The organism is Saccharibacillus sacchari DSM 19268 (assembly GCF_000585395.1).
Lineage (GTDB): Bacteria > Bacillota > Bacilli > Paenibacillales > Paenibacillaceae > Saccharibacillus > Saccharibacillus sacchari.
Genome location: NZ_KK073875.1, coordinates 970,468 through 996,052, shown reverse-complemented (window position 1 = coordinate 996,052; position 25,585 = coordinate 970,468). Strand labels below are relative to the sequence as shown.

At 54.3% G+C, this 25,585-nt stretch carries 21 protein-coding genes and 1 riboswitch; of the genes, 15 read left to right on the top strand and 6 right to left on the bottom strand.

All coding sequences use genetic code 11. The annotated features are described in order from the left end of the window. Positions 1-383: 383 nt before the first annotated feature. The 4 genes from SACSAC_RS04390 to SACSAC_RS04375 all read left to right on the top strand — a co-directional run bounded on the left by SACSAC_RS04390 (position 384) and on the right by SACSAC_RS04375 (position 5,621). The gene (locus SACSAC_RS04390; RefSeq protein ID WP_037283853.1) at positions 384-1,547 is read left to right on the top strand and encodes a DUF418 domain-containing protein; all 1,164 of its coding nucleotides are present in this window, start codon (positions 384-386) and stop codon (positions 1,545-1,547) included. Positions 1,548-1,688: 141 nt separating this feature from the next. Further along, positions 1,689-3,731: an McrB family protein gene (locus SACSAC_RS26775; protein WP_051506858.1), complete on the top strand. Its 2,043-nt coding sequence runs from the start codon at positions 1,689-1,691 to the stop codon at positions 3,729-3,731. 269 nt (positions 3,732-4,000) lie between these two features. Continuing rightward, a complete protein-coding gene (locus tag SACSAC_RS04380; RefSeq protein ID WP_037283850.1) occupies positions 4,001-4,444 on the top strand; it encodes a MarR family winged helix-turn-helix transcriptional regulator in 444 nt (147 codons plus the stop codon). Positions 4,445-4,598: 154 nt separating this feature from the next. Continuing rightward, positions 4,599-5,621 carry an NADH:flavin oxidoreductase/NADH oxidase gene (locus SACSAC_RS04375; RefSeq protein WP_037283849.1) on the top strand — a complete coding sequence of 341 codons (1,023 nt, stop codon included), beginning with the start codon at positions 4,599-4,601 and terminating at the stop codon, positions 5,619-5,621. 230 nt (positions 5,622-5,851) lie between these two features. Here the strand turns inward: SACSAC_RS04375 and SACSAC_RS26770 are convergent, their stop codons facing one another. Both SACSAC_RS26770 and SACSAC_RS04365 read right to left on the bottom strand, forming a co-directional pair. Further along, entirely contained in the window at positions 5,852-6,382 is a 531-nt protein-coding gene (locus SACSAC_RS26770) for a hypothetical protein (RefSeq protein ID WP_051506857.1), read from the bottom strand. A 124-nt stretch (positions 6,383-6,506) separates the two neighbouring features. Continuing rightward, positions 6,507-7,022, bottom strand: coding sequence for a MerR family transcriptional regulator (locus SACSAC_RS04365; RefSeq protein WP_037283847.1), 516 nt, complete (start codon positions 7,020-7,022; stop codon positions 6,507-6,509). A 124-nt stretch (positions 7,023-7,146) separates the two neighbouring features. Between SACSAC_RS04365 and SACSAC_RS04360 the strand changes: the two genes are divergently transcribed. Beyond that, positions 7,147-7,998: an aldo/keto reductase gene (locus tag SACSAC_RS04360; RefSeq protein ID WP_037283845.1), complete on the top strand. Its 852-nt coding sequence runs from the start codon at positions 7,147-7,149 to the stop codon at positions 7,996-7,998. Positions 7,999-8,209: 211 nt separating this feature from the next. On the opposite strand, the gene SACSAC_RS04355 is transcribed toward SACSAC_RS04360, so the two are convergent. Beyond that, positions 8,210-9,127 carry an AraC family transcriptional regulator gene (locus SACSAC_RS04355; protein ID WP_037283843.1) on the bottom strand — a complete coding sequence of 306 codons (918 nt, stop codon included), beginning with the start codon at positions 9,125-9,127 and terminating at the stop codon, positions 8,210-8,212. Between the two features lie 290 nt (positions 9,128-9,417). Here SACSAC_RS04355 and SACSAC_RS04350 point away from each other — a divergent pair, with 290 nt between their 5' ends. From SACSAC_RS04350 to SACSAC_RS26765, 5 genes are all read left to right on the top strand, one after another. Beyond that, positions 9,418-10,395, top strand: a complete 978-nt coding sequence (locus SACSAC_RS04350) for an aldo/keto reductase (protein WP_037283842.1) — start codon at positions 9,418-9,420, stop codon at positions 10,393-10,395. A gap of 37 nt (positions 10,396-10,432) precedes the next feature. Continuing rightward, on the top strand, positions 10,433-11,419 hold the full coding sequence (locus SACSAC_RS04345; protein WP_037283840.1) for an aldo/keto reductase: 987 nt from the start codon (positions 10,433-10,435) through the stop codon (positions 11,417-11,419). A gap of 212 nt (positions 11,420-11,631) precedes the next feature. Next, complete coding sequence (locus tag SACSAC_RS04340) at positions 11,632-12,975, top strand: cryptochrome/photolyase family protein (RefSeq protein WP_037283837.1); 1,344 nt, start codon at positions 11,632-11,634, stop codon at positions 12,973-12,975. A 48-nt stretch (positions 12,976-13,023) separates the two neighbouring features. Then, positions 13,024-13,974, top strand: a complete 951-nt coding sequence (locus SACSAC_RS04335; RefSeq protein ID WP_037283836.1) for a dipeptidase — start codon at positions 13,024-13,026, stop codon at positions 13,972-13,974. Positions 13,975-14,178: 204 nt separating this feature from the next. Further along, positions 14,179-15,375, top strand: coding sequence for a copper amine oxidase N-terminal domain-containing protein (locus SACSAC_RS26765; RefSeq protein WP_169833746.1), 1,197 nt, complete (start codon positions 14,179-14,181; stop codon positions 15,373-15,375). Between the two features lie 72 nt (positions 15,376-15,447). On the opposite strand, the gene SACSAC_RS04325 is transcribed toward SACSAC_RS26765, so the two are convergent. Next, positions 15,448-16,047: a hypothetical protein gene (locus SACSAC_RS04325; RefSeq protein WP_037283834.1), complete on the bottom strand. Its 600-nt coding sequence runs from the start codon at positions 16,045-16,047 to the stop codon at positions 15,448-15,450. Positions 16,048-16,156: 109 nt separating this feature from the next. On the opposite strand from SACSAC_RS04325, the gene SACSAC_RS04320 reads away from it, so the two are divergent. Continuing rightward, positions 16,157-18,031 carry a DUF2357 domain-containing protein gene (locus SACSAC_RS04320; RefSeq protein WP_051506855.1) on the top strand — a complete coding sequence of 625 codons (1,875 nt, stop codon included), beginning with the start codon at positions 16,157-16,159 and terminating at the stop codon, positions 18,029-18,031. 574 nt (positions 18,032-18,605) lie between these two features. Here the strand turns inward: SACSAC_RS04320 and abnB are convergent. Then, positions 18,606-21,017 (bottom strand): arabinan endo-1,5-alpha-L-arabinosidase AbnB, encoded by a 2,412-nt coding sequence (abnB, locus tag SACSAC_RS04310; RefSeq protein WP_037283829.1) that lies wholly within the window; start codon positions 21,015-21,017, stop codon positions 18,606-18,608. A 359-nt stretch (positions 21,018-21,376) separates the two neighbouring features. After that, complete coding sequence (locus tag SACSAC_RS04305; RefSeq protein ID WP_037283827.1) at positions 21,377-21,682, bottom strand: hypothetical protein; 306 nt, start codon at positions 21,680-21,682, stop codon at positions 21,377-21,379. A gap of 485 nt (positions 21,683-22,167) precedes the next feature. Between SACSAC_RS04305 and SACSAC_RS04300 the strand changes: the two genes are divergently transcribed. The 4 genes from SACSAC_RS04300 (at position 22,168) to thiD (ending at position 25,327) form a co-directional block, all read left to right on the top strand. Next, positions 22,168-22,455: a hypothetical protein gene (locus SACSAC_RS04300; RefSeq protein WP_037283826.1), complete on the top strand. Its 288-nt coding sequence runs from the start codon at positions 22,168-22,170 to the stop codon at positions 22,453-22,455. Between the two features lie 67 nt (positions 22,456-22,522). Beyond that, positions 22,523-22,627, top strand: a riboswitch (TPP riboswitch). 228 nt (positions 22,628-22,855) lie between these two features. Next, positions 22,856-23,521, top strand: coding sequence for a thiaminase II (gene tenA / locus SACSAC_RS04295; protein WP_037283824.1), 666 nt, complete (start codon positions 22,856-22,858; stop codon positions 23,519-23,521). 46 nt (positions 23,522-23,567) lie between these two features. Then, positions 23,568-24,413 (top strand): hydroxyethylthiazole kinase, encoded by an 846-nt coding sequence (thiM, locus tag SACSAC_RS04290; RefSeq protein ID WP_425414794.1) that lies wholly within the window; start codon positions 23,568-23,570, stop codon positions 24,411-24,413. Continuing rightward, positions 24,410-25,327 carry a bifunctional hydroxymethylpyrimidine kinase/phosphomethylpyrimidine kinase gene (thiD, locus tag SACSAC_RS04285; protein ID WP_037283822.1) on the top strand — a complete coding sequence of 306 codons (918 nt, stop codon included), beginning with the start codon at positions 24,410-24,412 and terminating at the stop codon, positions 25,325-25,327. Before thiM ends, thiD begins: the two co-directional genes overlap by 4 nt. The last annotated feature ends 258 nt before the right edge of the window (positions 25,328-25,585 follow it).

Here is a 25,585-nt window from a genome sequence, read left to right as displayed (position 1 = left end):
AGCAAGCAGCAAGCAGCAAGCAGCAAGCAGCAAGCAGCAAGCAGCAAGCAGCAATAGCCATATCTAAAAACATTGAACCGCCCTTCCAAGGGGCGGTTCAATGTTTTTTAAACACCCCCTCAACGAAAGCGGTAAGCGGAGGGAGAAATTCAGTGAAATACAGGATTTCGAAGAAAGCCTGCGGTAACGTCCGACAGCACGTTGGCCTTTGAACGCGGAAAACTGAAAGTTTTCTGCGTGAGACAGCGACTTGTGAAGCATTTCGAAGAAATGCACTTCGGGAGCCTATGCTGGCAATTTCTCCCGTAGCGCCTCCCCTTGCACGTTGACAACAACTCCCGTACAATCCTTTTATAACACATTCGTATTAAAAAGGAGACAATATGCAAAAGCAACAGCAAAAACGCATCGAACTGCTCGACATCCTGCGCGGTTTCGCGATTCTCGGCACGCTGGGTACTAACATCTGGCTATTCGCCACCTACTCTGATCTCGGCACTTTTCTCGACCTGACCAACTGGAGCGCGTCGGCCGAAGGCATCGTAACGGCGCTGCAATCCGTTTTCGTCAACGGTAAAATGCTCGGCCTGCTGACCATTCTGTTCGGCGTCGGCCTGGAAATGCGCTACCGCAAAGCCCAGCGCACAGGACTTCCTTGGCGGCGATTCATCCTGTGGACGATGCTGCTGCTTCTGCTCGACGGCCTGCTGCATTACGTGTTCGTGTTCGAATACGACGTGCTGATGAGCTACGCCGTAACCGGCATGATCGTGGCAATGCTGATCGGGTTGTCCGAACGCAAGCTCACCGTCATCATGATCGTCTGCCTTTCGCTTCATGCGCTGCTGATGCTGCCGCTGTCGCTCGGACTCGGCTGGCTCATGCAGGATGCCGGTTTTCAACGGGAACTGCTGGCGCTCGGTCAGGAAACGAACATGCTTTATGCGGACGGAAACTATATGGAGCAAATCATCTACCGCCTGAACAATTTCTTTTCGCTGCGGGCCGAAGGCGTGATGATCGGTCTGATGAACATCGGTTTGTATATCGGCGGGATCAAGCTGCTGCGAGGCGAAGCGTTCCAAAACACTGATAAAGGACGCCGGACGCGCAGCATCTTGCTCAAAGTCGTGCTGCCGATCGCGCTTGTGCTCAATATCGTTCCGTTGTTCGCAGGCGGCTATCTGGATCTGGCATTGCGTTATATCTTCGCTCCGCTGCTGTCGGTGGGGTATATCGGATTGCTGGGCTGGCTGGCGGAAAAGAAACAACTGCGCAGTCTCAACGACCGTTTTGCGGATATCGGAAAAGCGGCGCTCAGCTGCTACGTCCTGCAAAATGTTCTGGCCTCGGTCTTTTTCTACGGCTGGGGACTGGGGCTCGGCGAACGCTACAGCGTATGGTTGACGCTCGGCATGTTCGTCGTCATTGCCGTATTGATCGCGATCGCCGCCAACCTGTTCGTGCGCAGATGGCAGGCGGGGCCGCTGGAGTTGTTGTGGCGCAAGCTGTCTTACGGGCCGTTCCACAATTCGCGATCGTCCTGAGTCGGTTCGCCGTTGCCGTTTGGGTATAACTTCTATAATGCTTGTTGCGTATACAGCTTTTTGGGCATCATTTTGTATATAATACGGGTTATAGAAAAGACCTTCGGGTTTCGGCCCGACAATCGGTAACGGAGGAGTCTCATGATTAAACAAAACGGAAGCTGGTGGAAAGACGATCGCATCCCCGGCCTGATCGCGCGCAAACAAGTAGACGGATTTCTGTTCGGGCACGGCTTCGAGATTCCTCCGGACTTTCGTACGGATTTTGCGGAAGAAGGAGGCTTCCTGCCCGCAGTCGGAGAAAGCCGTCCGGTTCGTCTGCTGCACCAAAGCGGCGATACGATTGCCACTTACGAAGCGAGACTGGAGCATTGGCGGATTGCCGTGCCGAGCGGGAAGTCTTCATTAGAGATTCGTTACGATTCCAATAAAGAATTCAAAGATTTTTTGCGGTCTGCTTTTCAAATGACCTATCGGGAAGTGGAGGAGTGGGCCGCTCGATTTGCGAGGCAGCAGGGAGGAGACGGCGACGGGAAGGAAACGGGCTCGTCTGCGGAACATGCAAATCCGCAGACGGCAGCCGACAACGCGTCCGCCCGACCTTCGGCTTCGCCTGAAAACTCTTCCGGTTCCTCGGAACGCGGCGGTTCGTCCGGTGCACGCCGAATTCCGCCGCGCGGATCGGTCGAGATCGCGGCCGTGCGGAATCCTTTCGATACGCCGGATGCTTATTTGCCGCGGGAAGAACGAGCGGAGTATCTGTATCTGTACGAGACGGATACGCCGTTCACTTACCGGATCGAGCTGCGAACGCTCGGCGGACGCGAGGTGAGCCGGGCTCATTTTCATATCGCGGAAGCTGGGGCCGAATATTCGGTTGAAGGGGAAAAGGCAGAGGGTGAAACGGTCGAAACTCCGTCCGCGAACGCGATTCCTGCTCCTGAATCTTTGCCGCATATTCCGGACAAAGAGGTTCGGGCAGCTATCGCAGGCGTATCCGCCTATATTCGGCAGCGCGGCTTTTCGTTTCCGGACGGACTGGTGGAGCATTTTTATTTGTCGCTCAAAACGCGTCCGTTCGTCATCCTCGCAGGCATCTCCGGCACGGGTAAAACGCAGCTTGCGCGCCTGTTCGCCGAAGCGCTGGGTTCGACGCCGGACAACGGACGCTTTACGCTGATTCCGGTGCGGCCCGACTGGAACGATCCGGCCGACCTGATCGGATACAAAGACTTGTCCGGCGCGTTCAAGCCCGGTCCGCTGACGCTGGCGCTCAAAGAAGCCTCGCGGCCGGAAAACGCGGAATATCCGTATTTTATCGTGCTGGATGAGATGAATCTGGCACGCGTCGAGCATTACTTCAGCGACGTGCTCAGCCTGATGGAGACGCGCCGGCGCTACGTTTTGCAAGAAGGCGAAGGCGCACTGGGCGTATCTCAAGTCGGCAGCATCGTCACCCAACCGCTGCTGCCGGAAGCCTCGCTCGAACGGGTGCAGGATCGGGCGTTGTACGGCAATCTGGCGATTCCGGGCAATGTGTACGTGGTCGGTACCGTCAACATGGACGAGACCACTTATCCGTTCAGCAAAAAAGTGCTCGACCGCGCCGGAACGATCGAGTTCAATCATATCGACCTGTTGCGGCTTCCGCAGCTTTTTGCCGAAGTTGAGCAAGAAGCAGAAGCGCTGTCGGCCGACCGTCACCTGCTGGGTAGCGATTATTTGCAACTGATCGACGCGATGGGGAACCACTCCAAGCTGATCGAACGAACGGCCGAAGAGCTGGCTCAGATCAACGGCATCCTTGAGGAGATTCAAGCGCACGTCGGGTTTCGGGTGCGGGACGCGGTGTGCTTTTACCTGATCTATAACGAACGCTTCGGCCTGATGACGCGCGCGGAAGCCTTCGATGCCCAGCTCATGCAGAAGATTTTGCCGCGGATCCAGGGAAGTCGTTTTTCGGTCAAAAGAGTGCTGCTGGATTTGCTGCGCCATTGCCTCGGAAGCGAAGCGGAAAAAGCGTTCGATTGGCGCGAGCTGGAGGATTCGGCGGAAAGCGTCTACTCCGGACGGCGCAGCCGCGAAGCGCTGGCCGCCGCCCGTTATCCGCAAAGCGCTCGCAAAATCGCGTATATGCTGCGGCGATTGGACGAGGACGGGTTTACTTCGTATTGGTTGAGTTAGTAGCTTGTCCCACTTTAAATGGTAGGCTTAAGTTTGACTGAAACTCACACGCTTTAGGTAAGCTTCAGTCAAACTTAACCTTACATTAGCCTGGGACAAGCTGCGAGCACTACGCACCCCTACGTTCACTTGTAACAAAGTACCGCTCCCTCGCCCCATCGTCTTATCGCTGGCAAGGTATCGAAATAGGCGATATAATACAGGAACACGCCGGGGCGCGATCGCCTCGCGCTCCCAAGTTATCCTATGCCAAGAAACAGGTGAATTCCATGAATGCCAACGAGTCGAACGGACTTTTGAATAATTGGTTGGAGCTGGCGAACCTTCAAGCCAAGATCTCGCAGCGTTTGGAACAAGCTCTTGACGAAGAGGCCCGCCTGTCGCTCAATGAGTTTTACGTGCTGCACTTTTTGTCCTTGAACGAGGAGAAAAAGCTTCGCCTTCAGCAGCTTCAAGAACGCGTCGGCTTGAGCCAAAGCGCCATGTCGCGGTTGGTACTTCGGATGGAAGCGCCCAAATGCGGCGCGCTGCGCCGCCATATCTGCGAAGACGACCGTCGCGGGATCTACACCGAAATGACTGCCCTCGGCGAAGACAAACTCAAACGCGGAACGGAAGCCGTAAAAAACGTTCTTCAATCCCTGAGCGCTCCCGGCGAACTGCCGCCCGAGCTAAATGCTTTTCTTGTCCGAGCCGCAAGCATAGTCGAATAAAATCACTAAAGAGACCGTGATCCTATCGGTCTCTTTTTTTGCTTCTCCCCGAATAGGACTTCCCCTTAAGTTGACAGCGCGAAAAACCAAATGCTAATATACATGCATACGCATACATTCAAAATAATCCAAAAGAAACCGAGGCGAATCCTCCATGAATAATCTCTTCACCCCGTATCGTTTGAAAAACCTGGAATTGAAAAACCGAGTAGTCATGCCTCCGATGTGCCAATATTCCGTCGACCTGAAAGACGGCATCGCGACGGACTGGCATTATGTGCATTACGTCAGCCGCGCGATCGGAGGCACGGGCCTGATCATCGTGGAGATGACCGACGTCGAGCCGGACGGTCGGATCAGCGACAATGATCTGGGCTTGTGGTCGGACGAGCAGATCCCGGCTTTGAAAAAAATCGTCGATGCCGTCCATGCTCACGGCGCGAAGATCGGAATCCAGATCGCGCATGCCGGACGCAAAGCCGAAGATGCCGAAGTTCCGGTCGCACCGTCGGCGATCGCATTCGACAAAGGTTGGCAAACGCCGCGTGCTTTGACTACGGAAGAAGTTAAAGAAATGGTCGCCAAATTCGGCCGTTCGGTTGAACGCGCGGTTCGTGCCGGATTCGATACGATCGAATTGCACGGGGCGCACGGCTACTTGATCCATCAATTCCATTCTCCGCTCAGCAACAAGCGCGAAGACGAATACGGTCAAGATCGTACGTTGTTCGGCCGCGAAATCATTCGCGCCGCTCGCGCCAACATGCCGGCGGACATGCCGTTAATTATGCGCGTTTCCGCGAAGGAATATGTGGAAGGCGGTTACGGCATCAAGGAAAGTCTGGAGTTTGTTCGTGCTTATCGCGACGAAGGCGTGGACATGTTCGATGTCTCGTCCGGCGGCGAAGGCCCGATCGGCGCATCCGGCAGACCGGGCACGCATGCGGGTTATCAGGTTCCGCTCGCTCGCGAGATCCGCGACACGCTGGATATTCCGGTGATGGCGGTCGGCCGTTTGGACGATGCGGTGTTGGCGAATGCGGTCGTGGGCAACGAAGATGCGGATCTGGTTGCGGTCGGACGCGGGATGCTGCGGAATCCGTATTGGGCGATCGAAGCGGAGAGCATTCTGCGTCAGCCTTCTACTGCGCCTAAACAGTATGCGGGGGGATTCTGACTGCGCTTGAGAGCCGCTGCGGGAGAAATTCGGTAAAGACGCTGTCTCACGAAGAAAGCTTTCAGCTTTCCTCGTTCAAAGGCGTCTTGACCTGAATTTCTCCCTCCGCTGACCTTGCTGCTCAGATGGGGAATTTATAAAAGAAAGCCGATCTCCTTTTTTGGGAGATCGGCTTTTTGCTGCGCAATGGACTTGATGCAGTTCATGTATTGCCTTAAACCACAACTTTTTTAATCGTCCGCATTCACGGTCGAGATGCCGGGCATGCCGGATTTGGATGGAGTGAACCAGATGTCGCCGTCGTCGACTGAGGCGCCTTTCCAGTTGACGAGCAGTTCGGAGAACGAGGTTTCGGCCAGGTTTTCGCGGACGTCGTCGGTGAAGATTCGGTTGTAATTATTCAGGAACTGGGCTTTGGTTTTGATCACCAGTTTTTGGTTTTGATCATCATCGTCGTCATCCAGGAAGACGGTGAGCGGGTAGTGGACGCGCGCAGCTACCGCGGCTTTATCGCCTTTGGCGACGGCGCGCTGCAGATTGGCGTAAAAGGCTTTGAAGTTCGAAGCGCTTTTGAAGCCCGCTACGTTCACCAGACTGTTCTCGACGGTCGAGGCTTTGGACGAAGCGGCTGCCGAGACTGCGGTTGCAGAGCCGGAAGCGGATATGGAAGCCGGAGCAGCAGATACCGGGACGGCGATCGCGGCGGCCAGCAGGCTTGTCGTTGCCAAAGCGGTTGTTTTCTTTCTCCATGCGTTTTTCATCGTAAATCCCTCCAGATGATTGCTGTAATTATTAGGGCGTGTCCGAAAACTCCGAAGATGCATATCCTTGAGTTTTCAGACACGCCCCATATGTCGAATAATGTGCAGCTTTGTCGGGTCGGCGTTACAGTATGGTTTTGGACGGAATCGAGACATCTGAATCATCGAGGTCGGAAAAACGCAGGTTTGAACGGGTGGCCTGCAATTGTTCCAAGCGCTCGGATTCGGTGTTTGTGTTCGTTTCCGCGCTCCATGTGGCGGGGTTAGCGATGTCAGACAGCCGGTGCTCATAAATTTCCCGATACCCTTCCGCTTTGCGGATCATATATTCGGCCCGCTCGCGGGCTTGCTCCAGCTGGGCGAGCGCCGCTTCTTTTTGCTCCAGAATAATGGCGTACCGCTGGGGAATCGTCGAGTCGCCTTCCAGGCAGAGTTCGATGTATGTTTTGATTTTGTCGAGCGGCATGCCGCTTTGCTTGAGATATTTGATTCCGGTGAGCCAGTTGATCGATTCTTCGTCAAACTGCCGGTTGTTGTTTTTGTCTCGTTTCAGGTTGGGAACCAGTCCTTTGTCGGTATAAAAACGGACGGTATGTTCGCTCATGTCGAGCAGCAGCGCGGTTTCTTTGACGGTGTGCATGAATGTCCTCCTATAGAAAAGTTTTTGGACGGATATGCTTGACTTCGAGTTACTCGAAGGGAATAGACTAACGGTGTTGCGGGATAGGCCGCTATGATCTGTGAATCACTGAGGAGGAATTTTGATGCAAACTGTAACTTTGAACAATGGTGTCCAAATGCCGATTCTCGGCTTCGGTGTTTACCAAATTCCGGACGCGGAAGAATGCGAACGAGCTGTCTACGAGGCGTTGCAGGCCGGGTATCGATTGATCGACACGGCGGCGGCTTATCGGAACGAAGAAGCGGTAGGGCGCGCGATTCGCCGCAGCGGCGTGCCTCGGGAAGAGATTTTCGTGACCACCAAGCTGTGGATTCAAGATTTCGGATACGAAAGCGCTAAGCTCGCGTTCGCGTTGTCGCTTGAAAAGCTGGGATTGGACTACTTGGATCTGTATCTGATTCATCAGCCGTTCGGCGATTATTACGGAGCTTGGCGAGCGATGGAAGAGCTGCATGCGGAAGGCAAGATTCGCGCGATCGGGGTCAGCAACTTCCAGCCCGATCGGCTTATGGACCTGATCGTGCATAACAAGATCGTGCCGGCCGTGAATCAGGTCGAGACGCATCCGTTCCACCAACAGATCGATAATGCCGATTTTATGCGCGAGCAAGGCGTGCAGATTCAATCTTGGGGACCGTTCGCCGAAGGACGCAATGATCTGTTCACCAACGAATCGTTGTCCGAGATCGGAGCCAAATACGGTAAATCCGTGGCTCAGGTCGTGCTTCGCTGGCTCATTCAGCGCGACGTCGTGGTGATCCCGAAGTCGGTGCGCAAAGAGCGGATCGAAGCGAATATCGATGTTTTCGACTTTGAGTTGAGCGCATCGGATATGGAGCAGATCACGAGCCTGGATAAGAAAGAAAGTCTGTTCTTCTCGCACAGCGATCCGGAAGTGGTCAAAATGATCGGCAGCATGCGGATTTCGGAGTGAAAAGACGGATCATTCAAGCAACAGGCCGTGGGGAGTCTTCCCCGCGGCTTATTTGTCGTAGCAAAAGCCTTGATGCCGTAAGTTGACCGTGTTCGATCTGAGGTTTGCATGCGAACCGAAACTTTATGTCGTTATCGGTCAATGTACGAAGCATATGCACGCTGTACAGTCGCTTTGACGCAAGGTCGCACGATATTGCTCCTTTTTCGCCTTACTCCGCTTTCAGCTCATACTTCTCCTTCAGCCGATTGATATCCGTACGCGGCGGAGCGCCGAACATTCTCGCATACTCGCGGCTGAACTGCGAAGCGCTCTCGTAACCGGTGCGAAAAGCGACGTCTGCGGCATCAGCGGCTTCGGACAACAGAATGCGCCGCGCTTCCTGCAGCCGGAGTTGCTTTTGAAATTGAAGCGGGCTCATGGCCGTGACTTCCTTGAAGTTGCGGTGGAACGCCGACAGGCTCATATTCGCCGCCTCCGCCAATTCCTCGACGCGAAACGGCTTGTCCCACTCCCGGATCAGGCGGTTGATCGCGTCTTTGATCCGGGAGGAGCTGCTACCGTCGAGCGCGAGCTGCCCCAGCGCCGGACCGTAAGGCCCCTGAAGCAGACGGAACAGAATCTCTCTTTTATACAGCGGGGCCAGAAACGGAATTTCATCGGGGGTGTCGAGCAAGCGGGCCAATCGGAGCACCGCGTCACGCAGCGAAGTTTCCAGTTGACCGATAAACAGCGCCCGCCGGGTATTTTCTTTTTGCGGCAGGTTCAGTTCGGTTGCTTTCAGCACATCCAGAATATCGTTATGCGTGAATTCGATTTTGAGGCTCATATAAGGCGCGTCCGGCGCGGCTTTGATGATCTGTCCGATCACGGGAAGGTTCATCGAGGCGACCATATAATTGGCGGGGCCGTATTCGAAACGCTCCTGAGCCAGCAGCATCTGCTTCGTTCCCTGCACGATCAGGCAGAGCGACGGATTGTATACCCGATAGACGGGTTCGGAGACGCTGGAATGTTGATAGAAAAACAAAGACGGAATCGCGGTCTCGCATGAACGGTCGCGCTGCGAATACCGCTCGATGATTCGGGATAATTCTTTATGCTGCGGGGCACCGAAAATCGCGGACATAGGTTCCTCCTTTAACGTTGAACGAAGTTAAGGTCTGGCTCGATTATACGACTTGAGCATACGCCCCGCCAGCCCCTCCGACAGGAATAGGCAAACATTCGGGATGATCGGGATAACGCCGCGCATACGGGATCGATCATACTGAACGGGAACCGAAAAAGAAGCGCGAACGTTTCGACAGAATCGAGCAATTCCAACGCTGATCGTACCTGGACGGCCAACGTTTTGCTGCCGGATGATGTTGGATGCTTCGGGCTTCTACCCTATTCGATCAAGGAGCGTGCACAAACATGGAATACGTGAAACTCGGCCGTACCGGCCTGGAAGTCTCGAAGATTGCGCTGGGCTGCATGAGCTACGGCGTTCCGGAACGAGGCATTGCGCCGTGGTCGCTGAGCGAAGCGGAAAGCCGTCCGTTCATCAAGCAGGCGCTGGAACTCGGCATTAACTTTTTTGATACGGCAAATATCTATTCGGACGGCACCAGCGAAGAGTTCGTGGGCCGCGCCTTGAAGGAACTGGTGCCGCGTCATGAGACCGTCATCGCGACCAAAGTGTATTTTCGCATGCGGGAAGGGGCGAACGGAGCGGGGCTGTCCCGCAAAGCGATCCTGCACGAGATCGACGAAAGCTTGAGACGCCTCGGCACGGATTACGTCGATCTGTACCAGATTCACCGCTGGGACCCGTCGACGCCGATCGAAGAAACGATGGAGGCGCTGCATGACGTAGTCAAAGCCGGCAAAGCGCGTTACATCGGAGCTTCGTCGATGTACGCGTGGCAGTTTTTGAAAGCCCAACATGCTGCGGAAAAGCATGGCTGGACGAAATTCGTTTCGATGCAGAATCTGGTCAACCTGCTGTATCGGGAAGAAGAGCGCGAGATGCTGCCTTTGTGCAAAGAAGACGGGATCGGCGTCATTCCGTGGAGCCCGTTCGCGAAAGGGATTTTGACGCGCGATTGGAACGAAGAAACGGCGCGTTCGAGCAACGATCCGGTCGGAACGCGCATGGCGGATTCGATGCAGGAGAGCGACCGGAATATCGTGGGAAAAGTAGCGGAGATCGCGGCTCGTCGAGGCATTTCGAAAGCTCAAGTGGCGTTGGCTTGGGTCTTGCAAAAGTCCGAGGTCACCGCGCCGATTGTCGGAGCGACCAAGCCGCATCATCTGGAAGACGCGGTGGCCGCGATCGACGTGAAGCTGACGGACGAAGAAATCGCCGAGCTGGAAGCGCCATACTTACCGCATCAGATCTGGGGATTTTAAAATATCTTAATCGAAGAATCGGAAGGAGAGTATAGGTATGCAAAAACGCAAACTGGGCAATACCGGACTAGAAGTCTCGGCCATCGGATTCGGCTGCATGGGAATGAGCCACGGATACGGCGAAGCGTCCGATTGCAGCGAGATGATCAAGGTGATCCGCGCGGCTTATGATCTTGGCGTCACCTTTTTCGATACGGCGGAGGTGTACGGGCCTTATATCAACGAAGATCTGGTCGGCGAAGCGCTGGAACCGTTCCGCGATCAAGTGGTCATTGCGACCAAATTCGGCTTCAATCTCGAAGGCGAGAATCCTGGCGCGGTGAACAGCCGTCCCGAACGGATTCGAAAGGCCGTGGAAGGCTCGCTCAAGAGATTGCGGACCGATGTCATCGACCTGTACTATCAGCACCGCGTCGACCCCGACGTGCCGATTGAGGAAGTGGCAGGCGTAGTCGGCGACCTGATCCGCGAAGGAAAGGTCAAGCATTGGGGGCTGTCCGAAGCCGGCGTGCATACGGTGCGGCGCGCCCATGCGGTTCAGCCGTTGGCTGCGGTGCAAAACGAATATTCGCTTTGGTGGCGGCGTCCGGAAGAAGAACTGATTCCGGCACTCGAAGAATTGGGCATCGGCCTGGTTCCGTTCAGTCCGCTGGGCAAAGGCTATCTGACCGGAAGCTTCGATTCGAGCACGACGTTTGAACAAGGCGATCTCCGCGGCACGCTGCCCCGTTTTACGCCGGAAGCCATGAATGCCAACCGCAAGCTGGTCGATCTGCTGGAGGAAGTCGCGCAGCGCAAACAAGCCACGAAAGCCCAGATTGCCTTGGCCTGGCTGTTGGCGCAAAAGCCTTGGATCTCGCCGATTCCCGGCACGCGCAAGCTGCATCGGATGGAAGAAAACTTGGGCGGCGCGCAGATTGAGCTGACATCGGACGATCTGCGCAGCATCGAAGAAGCCACTTCGAAGATCGAGATCGTAGGCCATCGGTATACGGAAGCGTTGGAGAAGCGGACCGGCTTGTAAGCTTGAGCCGCAATCGAAAAAGAGTTTGGCCGGACTTTATCGCGCAAGCGAGGTCCGGCTTTTTGAATACGATAAAGGGAGCGAATACCTGAAGGAGCTGGAGGCGATGCAAAAGACCCTTTCCGAATCTTGTCCCGTTTTCGTTCCGCGCCGCTCTCGGGTAATATAGAGGAATCCATATTAACCGAGCAACGGAAAGGGGCACGCCGCATTTGAAACTGTTCATTCACCGCAAAGACCTGCGCACCGAGGATTTGGCCGCGTTCGATTATTTGAAAGAGGCCGGCGAGCCTGTGCTGCATCTGCTGATCCTAGATCCTTTTTTGCTGCAAAAAGGCCGGGACCAGGATCATAGCGGCGTCAATTTTCTCCGTCACGTCGTCCGTTTGCGCAAGCTGTACGACCAAGCCGGACGCACGCTGCATATCGCGCACGGCGATCCGGCGGAAGTGCTGGAATGGCTGCTGGATAAGCAAAAAGGCGGCCAGCACGAGATCGACGAGGTCGTGGTACACCGCGACTTCACGCCGTACGCGCGCGAGCGCGACCGCAAACTGAAAAAGGCGGCGGAGAAGCACGATGCCGCGTTTACGCCGCTGATGGACACGCTGATGATCGACTTGGATCGTTTCGCCGAGTTCACGGGCAAAGACGGCTACTACAAAGTGTTCGCGGCGTTTCATAAAAAGTGGCTGGAGTATTTGGCGCACTCGCCGAATCAGCCTTCTTCCGTATCGCTCGACGATCTGCCGGAAAGCGAGACTAAGATCGAATTGCCCAAAAAATATCAACCTACGCTGAACCTGAACGAGATCGAACCGGCCGACGAGTGGGAAGATAAGCTGACGCCTTTTTTGGGGGACGCGATTCGCGAATACGGCGACAAGCGCGATTATTACCCGGAACTTCCGGCGAGCGGCGTCAATCCGCACGTGAACGCCGGAGCCGTGTCGCTGCGTGAGCTGTACGCGCGCGCCAAACGCCGCAAAGAGCATGACGAATGGGTCCGCCAACTGGCGTTCCGCGACTTCTATTATTATCTGGCGATCTACGACGAAGACTATTTTGCCTACGAAAAAAAATACGATTTGTCCGCGCTGACCGACGAACATTTCGAAACATGGGCCAAAGGAGAAACGGGCATTCCGGTGATCGACGCCGCGATGCGGGAGTTGAACGAGACAGGGTTGATGCCGAATCGGCTGCGTATCTTGTGCGCCATGTTCCTGACCAAAAACCTGCAATGCACGTTCACGCTGGGGGAAAATTATTTCCGCCGCAAACTGCTCGATTACGACAATATCCAGAACCGCGGCAATTGGCTGTGGTGCGCGTCGCTGGGAGCGAACTCGGCGCCTTACTTCCGCGTCGTCAATCCCGTCACCCAATCCGAGAAATACGATCCGAACGGCGAACATATCCGCGAATGGCTTCCGGAGCTTGCGGACGAGGACGTCAAAACGGTGCATAAGCCGCGCAAAGACGCCATCGTGGATCTGAAAGCTTCGCGGGCGGCGGCGATCGAGACGTATAAAGGCATCGTGAACGGTAAATAGACGACGAACCTTTTCGCTCAAAACGCAAACAGGAAGGAGGCGTAAGTCATGCGGATTATCGATTTGCACTGCGACGCGCTGGCGAAGATCGAAGCGTCCCGCGGCGCGTTGTGCTACACGGATGCGCCGGAGCTTGCGAGCAATCGGGATCGGTTGAAGGAAGGCGGCGTGGCCGTCCAGGGTTTTGCGGTGTTCGTCGATCCGGCGCTGCCTGGCTCGATGCGCTGGCAATCGTGTCTGGATCAGATTCACTATTTTTACGCGGAGATTCTGGAGAAACATGACGATATGCAGCTGATTACCGAATGGTCGCAGATCGGGAAGTTATCTGAAGGATCGATAGGGGCGCTGCTGACGTTGGAAGGCGTGGACCCGATCGAGAACGACCTGAAAAGGCTGCACTTGCTGTACCGTCTGGGTGTGCGTTCTGTCGGATTGACATGGAATTACGGCAATCAAGCCGGAGACGGCGTACTGGAGCCGCGCGGCGCGGGACTGACGTCGCTGGGCAAAGAAATGATTGCGCTCCATAACCGCTATGGCGTATTGACGGACGTGAGCCATTTGAACGAGCGAGGGTTCTGGGAGGTGATGGAGCTGGCGCGCTATCCGATCGCCAGCCACTCCAACGCGAGAGTATTGTGCGATCATCCGCGCAATCTCACCGACGAGCAGCTGATTGCAATGTTCCGACGCGGCGCCCCGGTTCATGTCGTGTACTATCCGGAATTCGTTGTTGATGCGCGGAGCTCCGGTCCTGCGACGATTGCCGATCTGATTCGCCATATCGACCATATGTGCGCTTTGGGCGGGGAGCGTCATATCGGCTTCGGATCGGACTTCGACGGGATCACGCTGACGGTCGAAGGATTGGAGCATGCGGGTAAAAGCCAACGTCTGATTAGCGAGCTGCTGAAGCACTACAGCGAGGAGCAGGTGCGCGGATTTGCCTTCGATAATTTCGTACGGTATACGGCGAAAATAAATTTAAATTCTTAACATTGACGTCCGACTTTGCTAAACTTCAACGTAAGCGTTACCTTTTCATTGATTTATTCCCTGAAACCAGGAAGGAGCGATCAAATGAAAGCAGCGAGAACGGAGGAAAAGCAAGTGGCGAGGCGAAGGTGGAGAATAGGAAATAGAGGCTCGGCCGGATCTTCGGCGGGGCCTTTTGGCCGTGCAAGCTGGATGTTCCGATGCATGATGATGATTCTTTTTGTCGGTGTGACCGTCGGACATTCGCAGGCAGAAGCAGCAGAAACGTCGCCGATTCGGGTGATGCTCAACGAGGAGACAACGCCGTTGTCTTTTACGGTTGACCCGATCAGTAGGCAGGGAACAACCTTGGTACAGATGAGACCGCTATTTGAAAGGTTGGGCATGGAGTTGACCTGGAACCAAGCAGCCGGAACGGTCAAAGCGGTCAAAAGCGGAACGGAACTGACATTGAAATTGGGCTCCAAAACCGCTACGGTTAACGGCAAGAACGTTACGTTGGATTATCCGGCAACCAGCATCAACGGCAATACGCTCGTTCCGCTGCGATTTGTCGGTGAAGCGACAGGGGCTATCGTGCATTGGAACGGCGCCGGGCGGCAAATTCTGGTCGTCACGACAGAATGGATGCAGGAGAACAACGTGACGCCTGCTCAGGTCAAAGCAGAGCTGGCGAAACTGCAAGCGGATGCCAATGCCAAGCATGCGGAAGCCAAGGCAGCCGAGAAAGCGGATTCTAGCAGTGCCAATACGACTCCGGTCAATGTAAGCAAACTATCGGGCATGTACTATGGTGCCGAATACGATTATGCCGGGTACGAATGCGGCGGAATCTGCTGGAAGTTTTACACGTTCCTCCCTAACAATAAAATCGTGGTGGGCGAACCCGTCGGCGGAGGTCCGGAAAATGTCAACTGTTCCAAAGATCAGTGCCGAACCTATTCGGTCAGCGGCGGACAGTTGAAGATTCAAGGCGGCGAGACGCTGCCGATCTCGATCAGCAAAGAAGGCCGATTAGTGATCGATGAAGTTCATCTCGATCCTGTAAAGCCGGCTGCGGCGGGAACGAAGTTGAACGGCGAATACATTTCCCAAGGGTACTATGGTCTAGTGGGCATTACTCCGTTCTCGACGTCTTGGACGGATTATCTCACCTTCTACTCGGATGGACGATTTACGAGTGATACCCTGACTATTGCCGCTTTGGATACAGGAGCAGCGCGGACGGACAGCAGCTCTTCAGCCAAGACGCTTAGCGGAACCTACACCATTTCCAAAAATACGATTACCCTGAAATACAGCGACGGCAAAACGGAAAGCTATATCTTCGACAAGCTTCCACCCGACAAAGAAGGCGTTATTTACGTGCAAATCGGCGGGCGGAGTTTCCATTTGAAATAGTACAACTGAAACACGTCCGTAACGAGGAGAACCCTTCTCGATAACGGACGTGTTTTATTTAGGGATAAAGTTTCAAGGAATCATTCCGGTTCCCGTATATTTTTGTTTGGCAGCGTTCCAAGCATAAACCGCTTCGACAGCGAACCATCCTCCGAACTCACGGTATTTTTTCCAATGCTGATGAATACGGCCCTTGCTGTCTATTTCCACACCTTGGTCTCCCATGACATCCAAGGTTTTTACCAAAGTTCCGCCTTGAAGACGATAGACTTTTGTCCAAGTGTTAGAAGGGCCGAAGGAATGAAACGTGGCGATTTGCTTTTCGGTCGGACTCACTGCGAAAACTTGTAGGGTCGGATTTTCAAATCCTTCATCGCTCAGAATTTCGGTTGCGATCGGAATCAGGTAGCCTTTAGAATTATAAAGAAAGAAATTGCCGGTCTCGGTCAGCATGAACGATTCATATTTTTTGTCATTATTCAAATCTGCTGTGCGAATCGAATAGATCTGTTCATTGGGGTACTTTTTCGCAAGTGCTTTTCTGGCTTGAACGGCCTGAACCTTGAGATCTGAACTTTGAGAGGCGGAAGCCGACGGCAGCGGGGCTAACGAAGCTAAGGAAGTTCCGAGCCATACGGCGCCCAATAATGATAAAATGAACTTATTACGCATGAATATTGTTCTCCTTTGCGCTTTTTGATGAGTATAAGAAAGTTTCTTTTTTTATTTTTCCATCTTATGTATAAATAAGCAAGCAAAATGATTTAAAGGATGGATGAGCATGTCGATATCGCCGGCGTCTTTTGACTCCAGCACCGAACTGCTTCGGGTCGAAAGCAATCTGTTTGAACTGTATATCGCCGGGGAGCCGCTGCACGAGACGGCGGAGCAGCTTGGGCTTCATCGCGATTCCGAGACGGGAGAGCGGTTGAGCGCTCATTTTGATGCGGAAGTGCGGTCGCTGCGCTTGACGGAGTGCCGCGTTAGCTTGTTCTCGCCGGAAACGGGAAAGGCTGAACGCTGGGAGCCTGGAACGTTGGTGTTTCCGTGTTTTTATGAAACGAAAGCTTACGAGTTGACGCTAGTTAAAGCCGATCCCGCATTAAACCTCACTTTCCATCACGAAAACGTCAATTTGCGCCGCCGGATCAAGCCGAGAGGCAGCCGCGTATTGTCGGGAACGCTCGACTTCGGCAGCGAGATCGGAGAGACGGAACTGGAGATTCGGCTGAACGACCGTCCGCTGCTTACGATCGGAATCGAGATTTTTCCGGCCAAGCTGGATTATCGCCGCGATTATATGCAGCTGATGGAGGAGGTCAGCGAGGAAGGTTACGACCTGACCTTCGACTTCTTGCGCCGGACGTATCGCCCTGCCGAAGAACGGGAGACCTCGCGCCAAAGCCTGACCGAATTTCATACCCTTCTGCGCCGCGTGTTCGAACGATTGGAGAATGCGATGCGGCGTATCGAAGCGAATCCGCATTACCGGCTGGATAATGAGCATCGCTTGGTTGATGCCGGCAAAGCCCGCCGAGCGGATCGCCGAACGCTGGCGGATCTGCGCCGTCATCCGCAGCGGTTGCAGGCTGACCGGCGCGGTTGGTTGGAGATCGAAGGAGCGCAAGGGAGAGATCGAGCGTATTTGCCCGGAATCGGCGAAAGCAGAGGGACGGGCGAATCCTTAAACCGATTTATGCCTGCCCGTTTGCTGGAAGCCCGTAGGGTCATCTCCACCGATACGGACGAGAATCGGTTCCTGCGTTGGATGTTGGAACGTACGGCAGGCCGGGTCGATACGCTGCGCCGCGAGTTAAAGGAAACCCGACCCGGCCGCGATCCGCTGCTCGACCGGGAGCTGGAACGAATCGGCCGCCGGATCGGCATCATGCTGAACATGGACTTTCTTCGGGACGTCGGACCGATGCAGCGGGTAAACGTCAGCCTGGTTCTCCAGATGGCACCGGGATACCGCGAGATGTACAAGCTGCATCTGCTCCTGCTCAAAGGCCTGTCGCTGCGCGAAGGCATGATGCGTTTGTCGCTTAAAGACATGGCGCAGCTATACGAATATTGGTGCTTCCTGAAGCTGCATCGACTTTTGTCCCGCCGCTGCCGGGTCATTCGCCGCGAAGGCGCTGCCGTCGACCGTAACGGATTGTTCCCGTCCCTGATCCGCGGCGGCGCTTCCCGCATCGAATACGAATACCCGGAAAGCAGCGCCCAGTTATCTTTGGTCTACAACCCGTCCATGCTGGGCCGGGCGCGCCCCACGACCGAACAAAAGCCCGACCTGCTGCTGACGCTTCGCTCAGACGGTCAGGAGGTCTCATACGTGCTCGACGCCAAATACCGGATCGACCCGGCTATTCCCGGCAGCTCTTACGCTTCGCTCTACGGTACCCCCGGCCCGCTGGAAGAAGACATCAACGTCATGCACCGCTACCGCGACGCGATCGTCAAACCCGGCGCGTCCGGCTACGAGCGCAGCGTATCCTCCGCCTGCGTCCTGTTCCCGTACGCCGACGAACGCGAATATGCCAACCACCACTTCTATCAAAGCCTATCCAAAGTCGGCGTCGGCGCCTTACCATTCCTCCCCGGCTCTACCCGATTGGCCGAACGTTGGCTTGATGACTTATTAAGCCGGCCCTAAGGCTTTAAAGCTATCGAGAAAGTTAGGTGTGTGGGGGAAGCGAGAAGACTGCGAGAGAAATTGCCAGCGTATGCTTCCGAAGTGCATTTCTTCGAAATGCTTCACAAGCCGCTGTCTCACTCGGAAAATGGATGGGATTTGAATAAGGAATTTTCCGAGTTCAAAGGCGTCAACATAGAACTGAATGTTACCGCAGGTTTTCTTTGAAATCCTGTATTTCACTGAATTTCTCTCTCCGTCTTCTCACTTCCAGCTACGTTGGGCTTTCCAGATACGTTTAAGGCCTTACCCTCTATCGCATAGAGGGTAAGGCCTTCTAATAGTTCTTGTATACAAAATCCGGTTGAGGGCAAATAACCCGAAACTAATCCTTTCCCCCTACCACAGAGTAGGAGAAAAGTTCATATGCCTGAGCGAAGCAATAGGCTGCGGGAGAAATTCAGTGATAGGCGCCTTTGAACTCGGAAAATCCCTATTTGAATCCAATTCAATTTTCCGAGTGAGACAGCGCCTTGAACGAATTTCTCCCGCAGCCGTCCAAGCTTCTCTCCCGAATAGGAACTTATCCCTCTCCCTACTTCGCCAACGCCGAAATTTCCGCCGCGCTCAACGCTTTGTCGTAGATGCGGACTTCGTCGAGGCTGCCTTTGAAATAAGGGTCCGCCGCGAATCGGCTTTTGCCGAGCCAGGCTTCGCTGGTTTGCAGATCGCGCGGGTTATACGTCATCGCCGCGTTCGTGCCCGCCGCTTTGCCGTCGATATACAGCGTTCCCGTGTCTCCTGCAAGCGTCACGGCTACATGAACCCATTTGCCCGTCGGCAGCGGGGAAGAGGTCAAGATACTCTGATCCTTGCCTTGGCTATGGATCGTAAACTGCGCGCCCTGCCCTTGCGAAGGGGTGAGGAACATATGGCTGGTCATGTCGTTGCCGAAGTCGAAGACGCGCTGCCAAGCGGCTCCGCCGTCCCATTTGACCCAAGTCGCGAACGTGTAATCCTCGGCATCCGTTACCGCGCCGGGCAGATTCACATATCCGTCTTTGCCGTTAAATTGAGCCGCTTTACCGCTTTTGCCGCCTTTCGCGTACGAAGCGCCTTTTTCCAGCGTGCCGTTGTACCCGTTAGGGGAAGCGTCCTTGAGGCGGTTTTTCGACGCGTCTTCGAATCCGTAAGACGCGATCAGCGGGCTTTGCGCTTTTTCGGCTACCGTAAGCTTGAACGATTTCGTTTTTTTGGCGCTGCCGTTGGTGATCGTCGCGGTCAGCGTTACTTTGGCATCGCCTTTGCCCGCGGCCGGACGAGTAACCGTTCCCGTATTGGAAATGACGGAAGGCTGCGAAGAAGACCAGGAGATTTGAGTGCCTTGCGTGCCGGATACCGGAAGCGTCACATCATAGTATACGTCGCCGGACGTGCTCAGATTGATCGCTTTTTCGACGGCGGAAACCGCGCTTTTGGCGTTGCTTGCCGTTGCTTTCGTGCCCCAGACCGTGGTGCCTTCCGTAGACAATGCCGTCAGAGTCAACGTTTTGTCGCCGGACACGGGATTCGTTTCGCGTAAAAAGACGCCTTTGTACGTTTTGCCGCCTGTCGTGATCGTCGCGTCATTAGTGCCGCTGAGCTGCCACGTACCCGTTGCCGCGCCGCTCAGCGTTCCGTTTGCATTCAGCGTAACGGATACGTCGGTGGCGATGTCGGCGCTGATTTCTTTGCCCTGCGCGATCCAGCGGTAATTACCCGGAATCTCGGAAGCCTGCACGGCCGCATCGACGTTCGTTTCGCCCGCATACCGATAAGGCGCGACGACCGGCCAGCCGTCCGCGTTCATGAACATTTCGTGTACCCGAATCTCATGTTGCTCGCCGCGTCCCGGGAAACGGGAGTGGAAGATCAGGAACTGTTTTCCTGTCGCTTCGTCGTAGTAAGCGGAGTTGTGTCCCGGCGAGACGGCGCCGATACCGAGTCCCGTGCCCGGATCGCCCAATTGGCGTTCGAACAAATAGTTGCCGATCAGTTTGACGCCGTACGGTTCGATCGACTTATCGTCGAAAATCGGCTTGGTCGGATCTGCTTTTACATTGGCCATGTCGTTGCCTTGCGCATCCAGGAACGGACCGTCCGGCGTTTTGGAGCGTGCGACGCGCACATTGTAACCGCCGACCGCATCCAGACCGCCGAACGACAGGTACATGTAGTAATAGTCCGTTTCCGGGCTGTACAGCATGTAAGGACCTTCGATCCGGCTGTGGTTGCCGCCCATCACTTTTTTGCCATAGCCTTGGTTGGGGAGCGGTTTGCCGGTGGTCGGGTCCATTTCCATAATGAAGATACCGCCGGAATACGAACCGTACACCATCCACAGCTTGCCGTCTTTATCGAAAAAGACGTCGGGATCGACCGCGTTCGGATGTTTGGTCGCGTCGTAGATCGTGCCGTCTTCGCTGATCTGATCCCACATGCCCGATTTCAAAATGATGCCGGTGTCTTTATAAGGGCCTTCGACGTTATCCGCGACCGCGATGCCCATCGCAGAGCGGGGGGAGTCGCCTTTGCACGCGTTGTAGTACATGTAGAATTTGCCGTCCGCCAATTGGATGACGTCTGCCGCCCAAAGCGTATCGGTCTGCGCCCATTCCAGCGTTTCTTTTAACTCGGTGGTGACGTTCGGAATAATCGGATTCGAATCGGTGACGCCGGAAGCGATCAGATCCCAGTTCATGAGATCTTTCGACTTGGCCGCCGCAAGGTGGGAGCCGAATACGTAGAAGGTATCGCCCACTTTAATAACGGAAGGATCGTGTACGGACGCTTCGCGGAATGTTGGGGCTTGCGCGTTAAAAGTCGGCAGGGTTACGGCTTTTTGTACAACCGAGGCGGAAGTTGGCGTTGTGTTGCCCGGTAACGGAGCCGCTCCGGCGGATAAAGGCAGCAGCAGGGCAGCCGTCACGGCTGTGATCCCGGTTTTGGTCCAAAGTTTTCGAGTCATTAGAGTCTCCTTTTTAATTTGATTAATTTTTTTGTTAATTTAAATAAGATTATGTCTAAGTTGATTTATAGAAAAAGAAACTTTGGTATCGCTTACAAGAAATAATAAACATAAAACTTGCGTTTTTACAAGTGTTTATTTCAAATATCAGAGAAAATAATTTTTAAAGGGTAACTAAAATGTTAATCTATTTTGTGTGTAAGCAAGCTTTGATCTTATATGCGAAGCTTGGAGGTTTTCAACGCATAACAAAAACCCCGAATTCCGGCAGAGCGGATTCGGGGTTTTGATCGTTCATAAAGGAAGTGGCTGATGGCATGACGTGACATGAGACTTCGCGTCCGTCATCCGTTTGGAGGTCAGCCTACGGCAGGGAAAGGGTTGTGTTTTAAGCAGACGAGCGTGACGTAGCCGTCGTGGACGGATACGACGGCGCGGGTCGTCCGAACGCCATACAAAATGTACGAGCAGCCGTTGTTGCGCCGCCCTTCGTACTTGTCGATCCGGCGCGGTGCACGGAGGAACTCACCCAGCATCTCGTCGTCGAAATGGGCGCGTTCCATGTCTCGTTCCGCACGTTCTGTGAGAAGCAGCCGATTTTTCTCCAATGCCTCTTTTAAATGTGCCGCAATCACTTCCGATTCCAATTCGGGGGATTTGATCATTAGTAAGCCTCCTTATGCTTTTTTGCGTTTCTGCTTTTTAGCTGTTGTGCTTTAATGAGTGAATGATGTTTGCTTAGCTTCTATTTTGCACACAAAAGCTTGTTTCGTAAAGAAGTTTAATAAAACAGCGGTCAGATTATGTGACGCAAAGCGGGGGCGAATCGAACGAAATGGCTTTTGCTATGAGAGATTTCGGCAATCTCTATATAAATAATAGTTCCACTTTTAACCAGATTGATAGGAAGTATATCATTGCTTTTTTTATTTTGTAAGCGCTTTAAAATTTCGGGTAAACAAGTTGCGTCACAGAAAAAAACTCAGGTTAATGGGTATGTAAGTGGCTGCTTGATTGGTTGACTGCAATTGTTTTTTTGTTTAATCTGGAAAACGAATTGCGTGTGAGTCGGACATATAAAACAAAATGTAAAATTAACAATATTTTTACTTTTAAAAAGATCAAATATGCTATTCTCGTGGGCAAGGAGGTGTTCAAGCTGAGCGGCATCGTATTATTGTCAGTCACGACGTTTATCATCCTGATGAGCGCTTCATACTTGATCTATAAAAGATATCCTTATCAGCAGCAGCTGGTGTACATTCCGTCGGGGATAGCGTTATTGGCGAGCTTTTTAATGATTTTTGCAAGCTTTGACCTGAATCGGATCGACGGCTTGACGATGAGCGGGATGAGCGTGGCGGTCGGGTTAGCCAGTTTGGCTGCTTTTATGTGTTCGCCGTTGATCGATTATTATTTGCGTTATCGGCAGCATTGACAAGAGCGGACGCGAACGCTAGAGTAGACACGTAACATCGCCGTAGAGGCGGCGTCAATCGAATAGCGTATTCCACTGGGGGGGCCGCACTGCGGCTGAGACAAGAACTGTTCTTGGACCCTTAGAACCTGATCCGGCTCGTACCGGCGTAGGGAAGTGGAGCAGGTCCTTTTTCAAAACATCCATTTGCTTGAGCGCGATCCAACCGGGATTGCCTTGGATGCTCGTTTATTCCTTACTGGGGAAGTAACGTGCAGCCGGGTAGTCGATCGGCGTCGGATAGCCCGGGCTTTCGACTTTGACAAGAACCGCTCCATTTCGGAGCGGTTTTTTTGCGTGCGCTCCTTCGGTGGCCGGGATTCGAACGACGAACTTTATTTTTCGGAGGTGCATGACTTTTATGTCTTTTACAGAGGAACTTCGCCGCGGGGCGGACCCGATTTACGAAGCGATCTTCAAGCATCCGTTTGTGCGCGGGATTGCGGACGGGACGCTGGCGAAAGAGCAGTTGATCCATTACGTGAAGCAGGATTTCGAATATCTGAACGCCTATATGCGGATTTACGGCATTGCGATCTCCAGATGCGAACAGCGGGAGCATATTCAGATGTTCAACGAGCAGATCGGCTTCATTTTGAACAGCGAAATCCATCCTCACCAGAACTTCTGCGATCAGGCGGGCGTGACGTACGAGGAATTGCAGGGATATCCGCTTGCGCCGTCGGCCCATCATTATACCCGGCATATGCTGAACGCGGCTTACGAAGGCACGCTTGAAGATATTTTGGCCGCGCTGTTGCCTTGTCCGTGGACGTACATGGAGATTGGGCAGCGGCTGCTGGATGAAGTGAAGCCGGGACCGGAGCATCCTTTCTACGACTGGATTCATTTCTACGGGGATCGTGAAGCGGGAGCAACGCACAAAATGCGCGCCCTGCTCGATGAATGGGCAGAACCGCTCAGCGAGGCGCGCAAACGCAAGCTGAAGGAACAATTTGATGCCAGCTGCCGCTTGGAGTATATGTTCTGGGACATGGCGCATAAGTTGGAGGATTGGCCGGTTTAGAAGTTTGAAGGAGCAGTGGCAACCGACAAACAACGGAAACGGGAGGTTGAATCGTATGGAAAAAGAACTGGGCGAACGGTTAGAAAAATTGCGGAAAGAGCGGCCTTTGGTACATAACATCACGAATACGGTCGTTACCAACTTTACGGCGAACGGATTGCTTGCGCTGGGCGCATCTCCCGTTATGGCTTATGCTCGCGAGGAAGTTGCCGACATGGCGAAGGTTGCGGGCGCGTTGGTGCTCAATATCGGAACATTGACGGCCGAGTTGGTCGAAGCTTGCATCATTGCCGGAAAAGCGGCGAACGAAGCGGGCGTGCCGGTGCTGCTCGATCCGGTCGGAGCCGGAGCCACGCCTTATCGAACGGAGTCTTGTTTGCGTATTCTGCGTGAAGTGAAAGTCTCGATCGTACGCGGCAACGCGGCGGAGATCGCGCATTTGGCAGGCGAAGCACGCGCGATCAAAGGCGTGGATGCCGGAGACGGCAGCGGGGAAGCGTCGGTGGAACTGGCGGTGAGAGCCGCGGATAAGCTGGGAACGGTAGTGGCGGTTACAGGAATCGAAGACGTCATTACGGACGGCAAAAAAGGGTTTATCGTGACGGGCGGCGATGAACTGCTGACGAGAGTCACGGGCAGCGGATGTTTGCTCACCTCGGTCATGGGCGCTTTTGCCGCGGTGGAACATGATCCGCTTCAAGCCGGAGTCGCCGCTTTAGCCTGGTATGGAACGGCAGGCGAAATAGCGGCTTCCGCGGCGGAAGGCCGCGGTCCCGGCAGCTTCCAGATTGCGCTGCTGGACGCTTTGGCCGATCTGAGCGCACAGGCCGCGCCCGCAGGAGCCGTGCGTACGCTGCATCGTTCTCCGGCGGCAGGCGGAGGCACGCGATGACGGCCCCGCGCGCGTTGACGATCGCAGGTTCGGATAGCGGCGGAGGTGCAGGCATTCAAGCCGATCTGAAAACCTTTCAAGAGCTTGATGTGTTCGGCATGTCCGCGATCGCGGCGGTTACGGCGCAAAATACGCTCGGCGTGCATGGGGTATACCCGATGACGCCGCAGGCCGTCGTGGCGCAGATTGATGCGGTAGGTCAAGATCTGGGCGTGGATGCGCTGAAGACGGGAATGCTGTTCGACGCGGCAATCATCGAAGCCGTTGCCGGACGAATCCGATCTTTCGGCTGGAGTCGGCTGGTGGTCGATCCCGTCATGATCGCCAAAGGCGGAGCCGAACTGCTGCGCGCCGAAGCGGTGGAAGCGTTGAAAAGACATCTGCTGCCGCTGGCGCTCGTGGTCACGCCGAACATCCCGGAAGCCGAAGCATTGACCGGGATGAAAATTATCACAATGAACGATCGCCGGGAAGCCGCGAGGCGCATTGCCGGTCTTGGCCCTAAAGTCGTAGTGATCAAAGGCGGCCATGCCATAGATAAAGCCGAAGCGGCGAAGCCACAGGCTGAGGCGGACGATCTGAAGCGCCAAGCGATCGAGGCGCACTTTACGGATTCGAAGCCGACAGAGTCCGAGAGAGTGGTTGATCTGGTCTACGACGCACAGATACGGAAATTCGAGGAACTGTCGGGAGCGCGAATCGCAACCCCGCACACGCACGGTACGGGCTGTACTTTCTCCGCTGCCATCACTGCGCGACTAGCCGTAGGCCAAGATTTGCAAGAAGCCGTACGAACCGCCCGCGATTTCATTCAAGCCGCCATAGAAGGCGCCCCGGAACTCGCCCTAGGCTCCGGCCACGGCCCTACCGCACATTGGGCGTATCGAAAGCAGCATGCCGATCTTCAAAGATAATAGCCTTGTGAAATTTGCTGGATACACGCAAAAAAGGCGGACAATATCGTCCGCCTTTATTTATCCAAAAACTCTACCGTAACTGGAAGCAAGAAGACGGAGAGAGAAATTCGTTCCAGACGCCTTTGAACTTGGAAAAATTCCACTAAAAATTCCAATCCAGTTTTCCAAGTGAGACAGCGAATGGAACGAATTTCTCTCGTAGTCTTCTTGCTTCCCCCACCCACCTTATGTATGCCACAAACAATCTGCGATTCG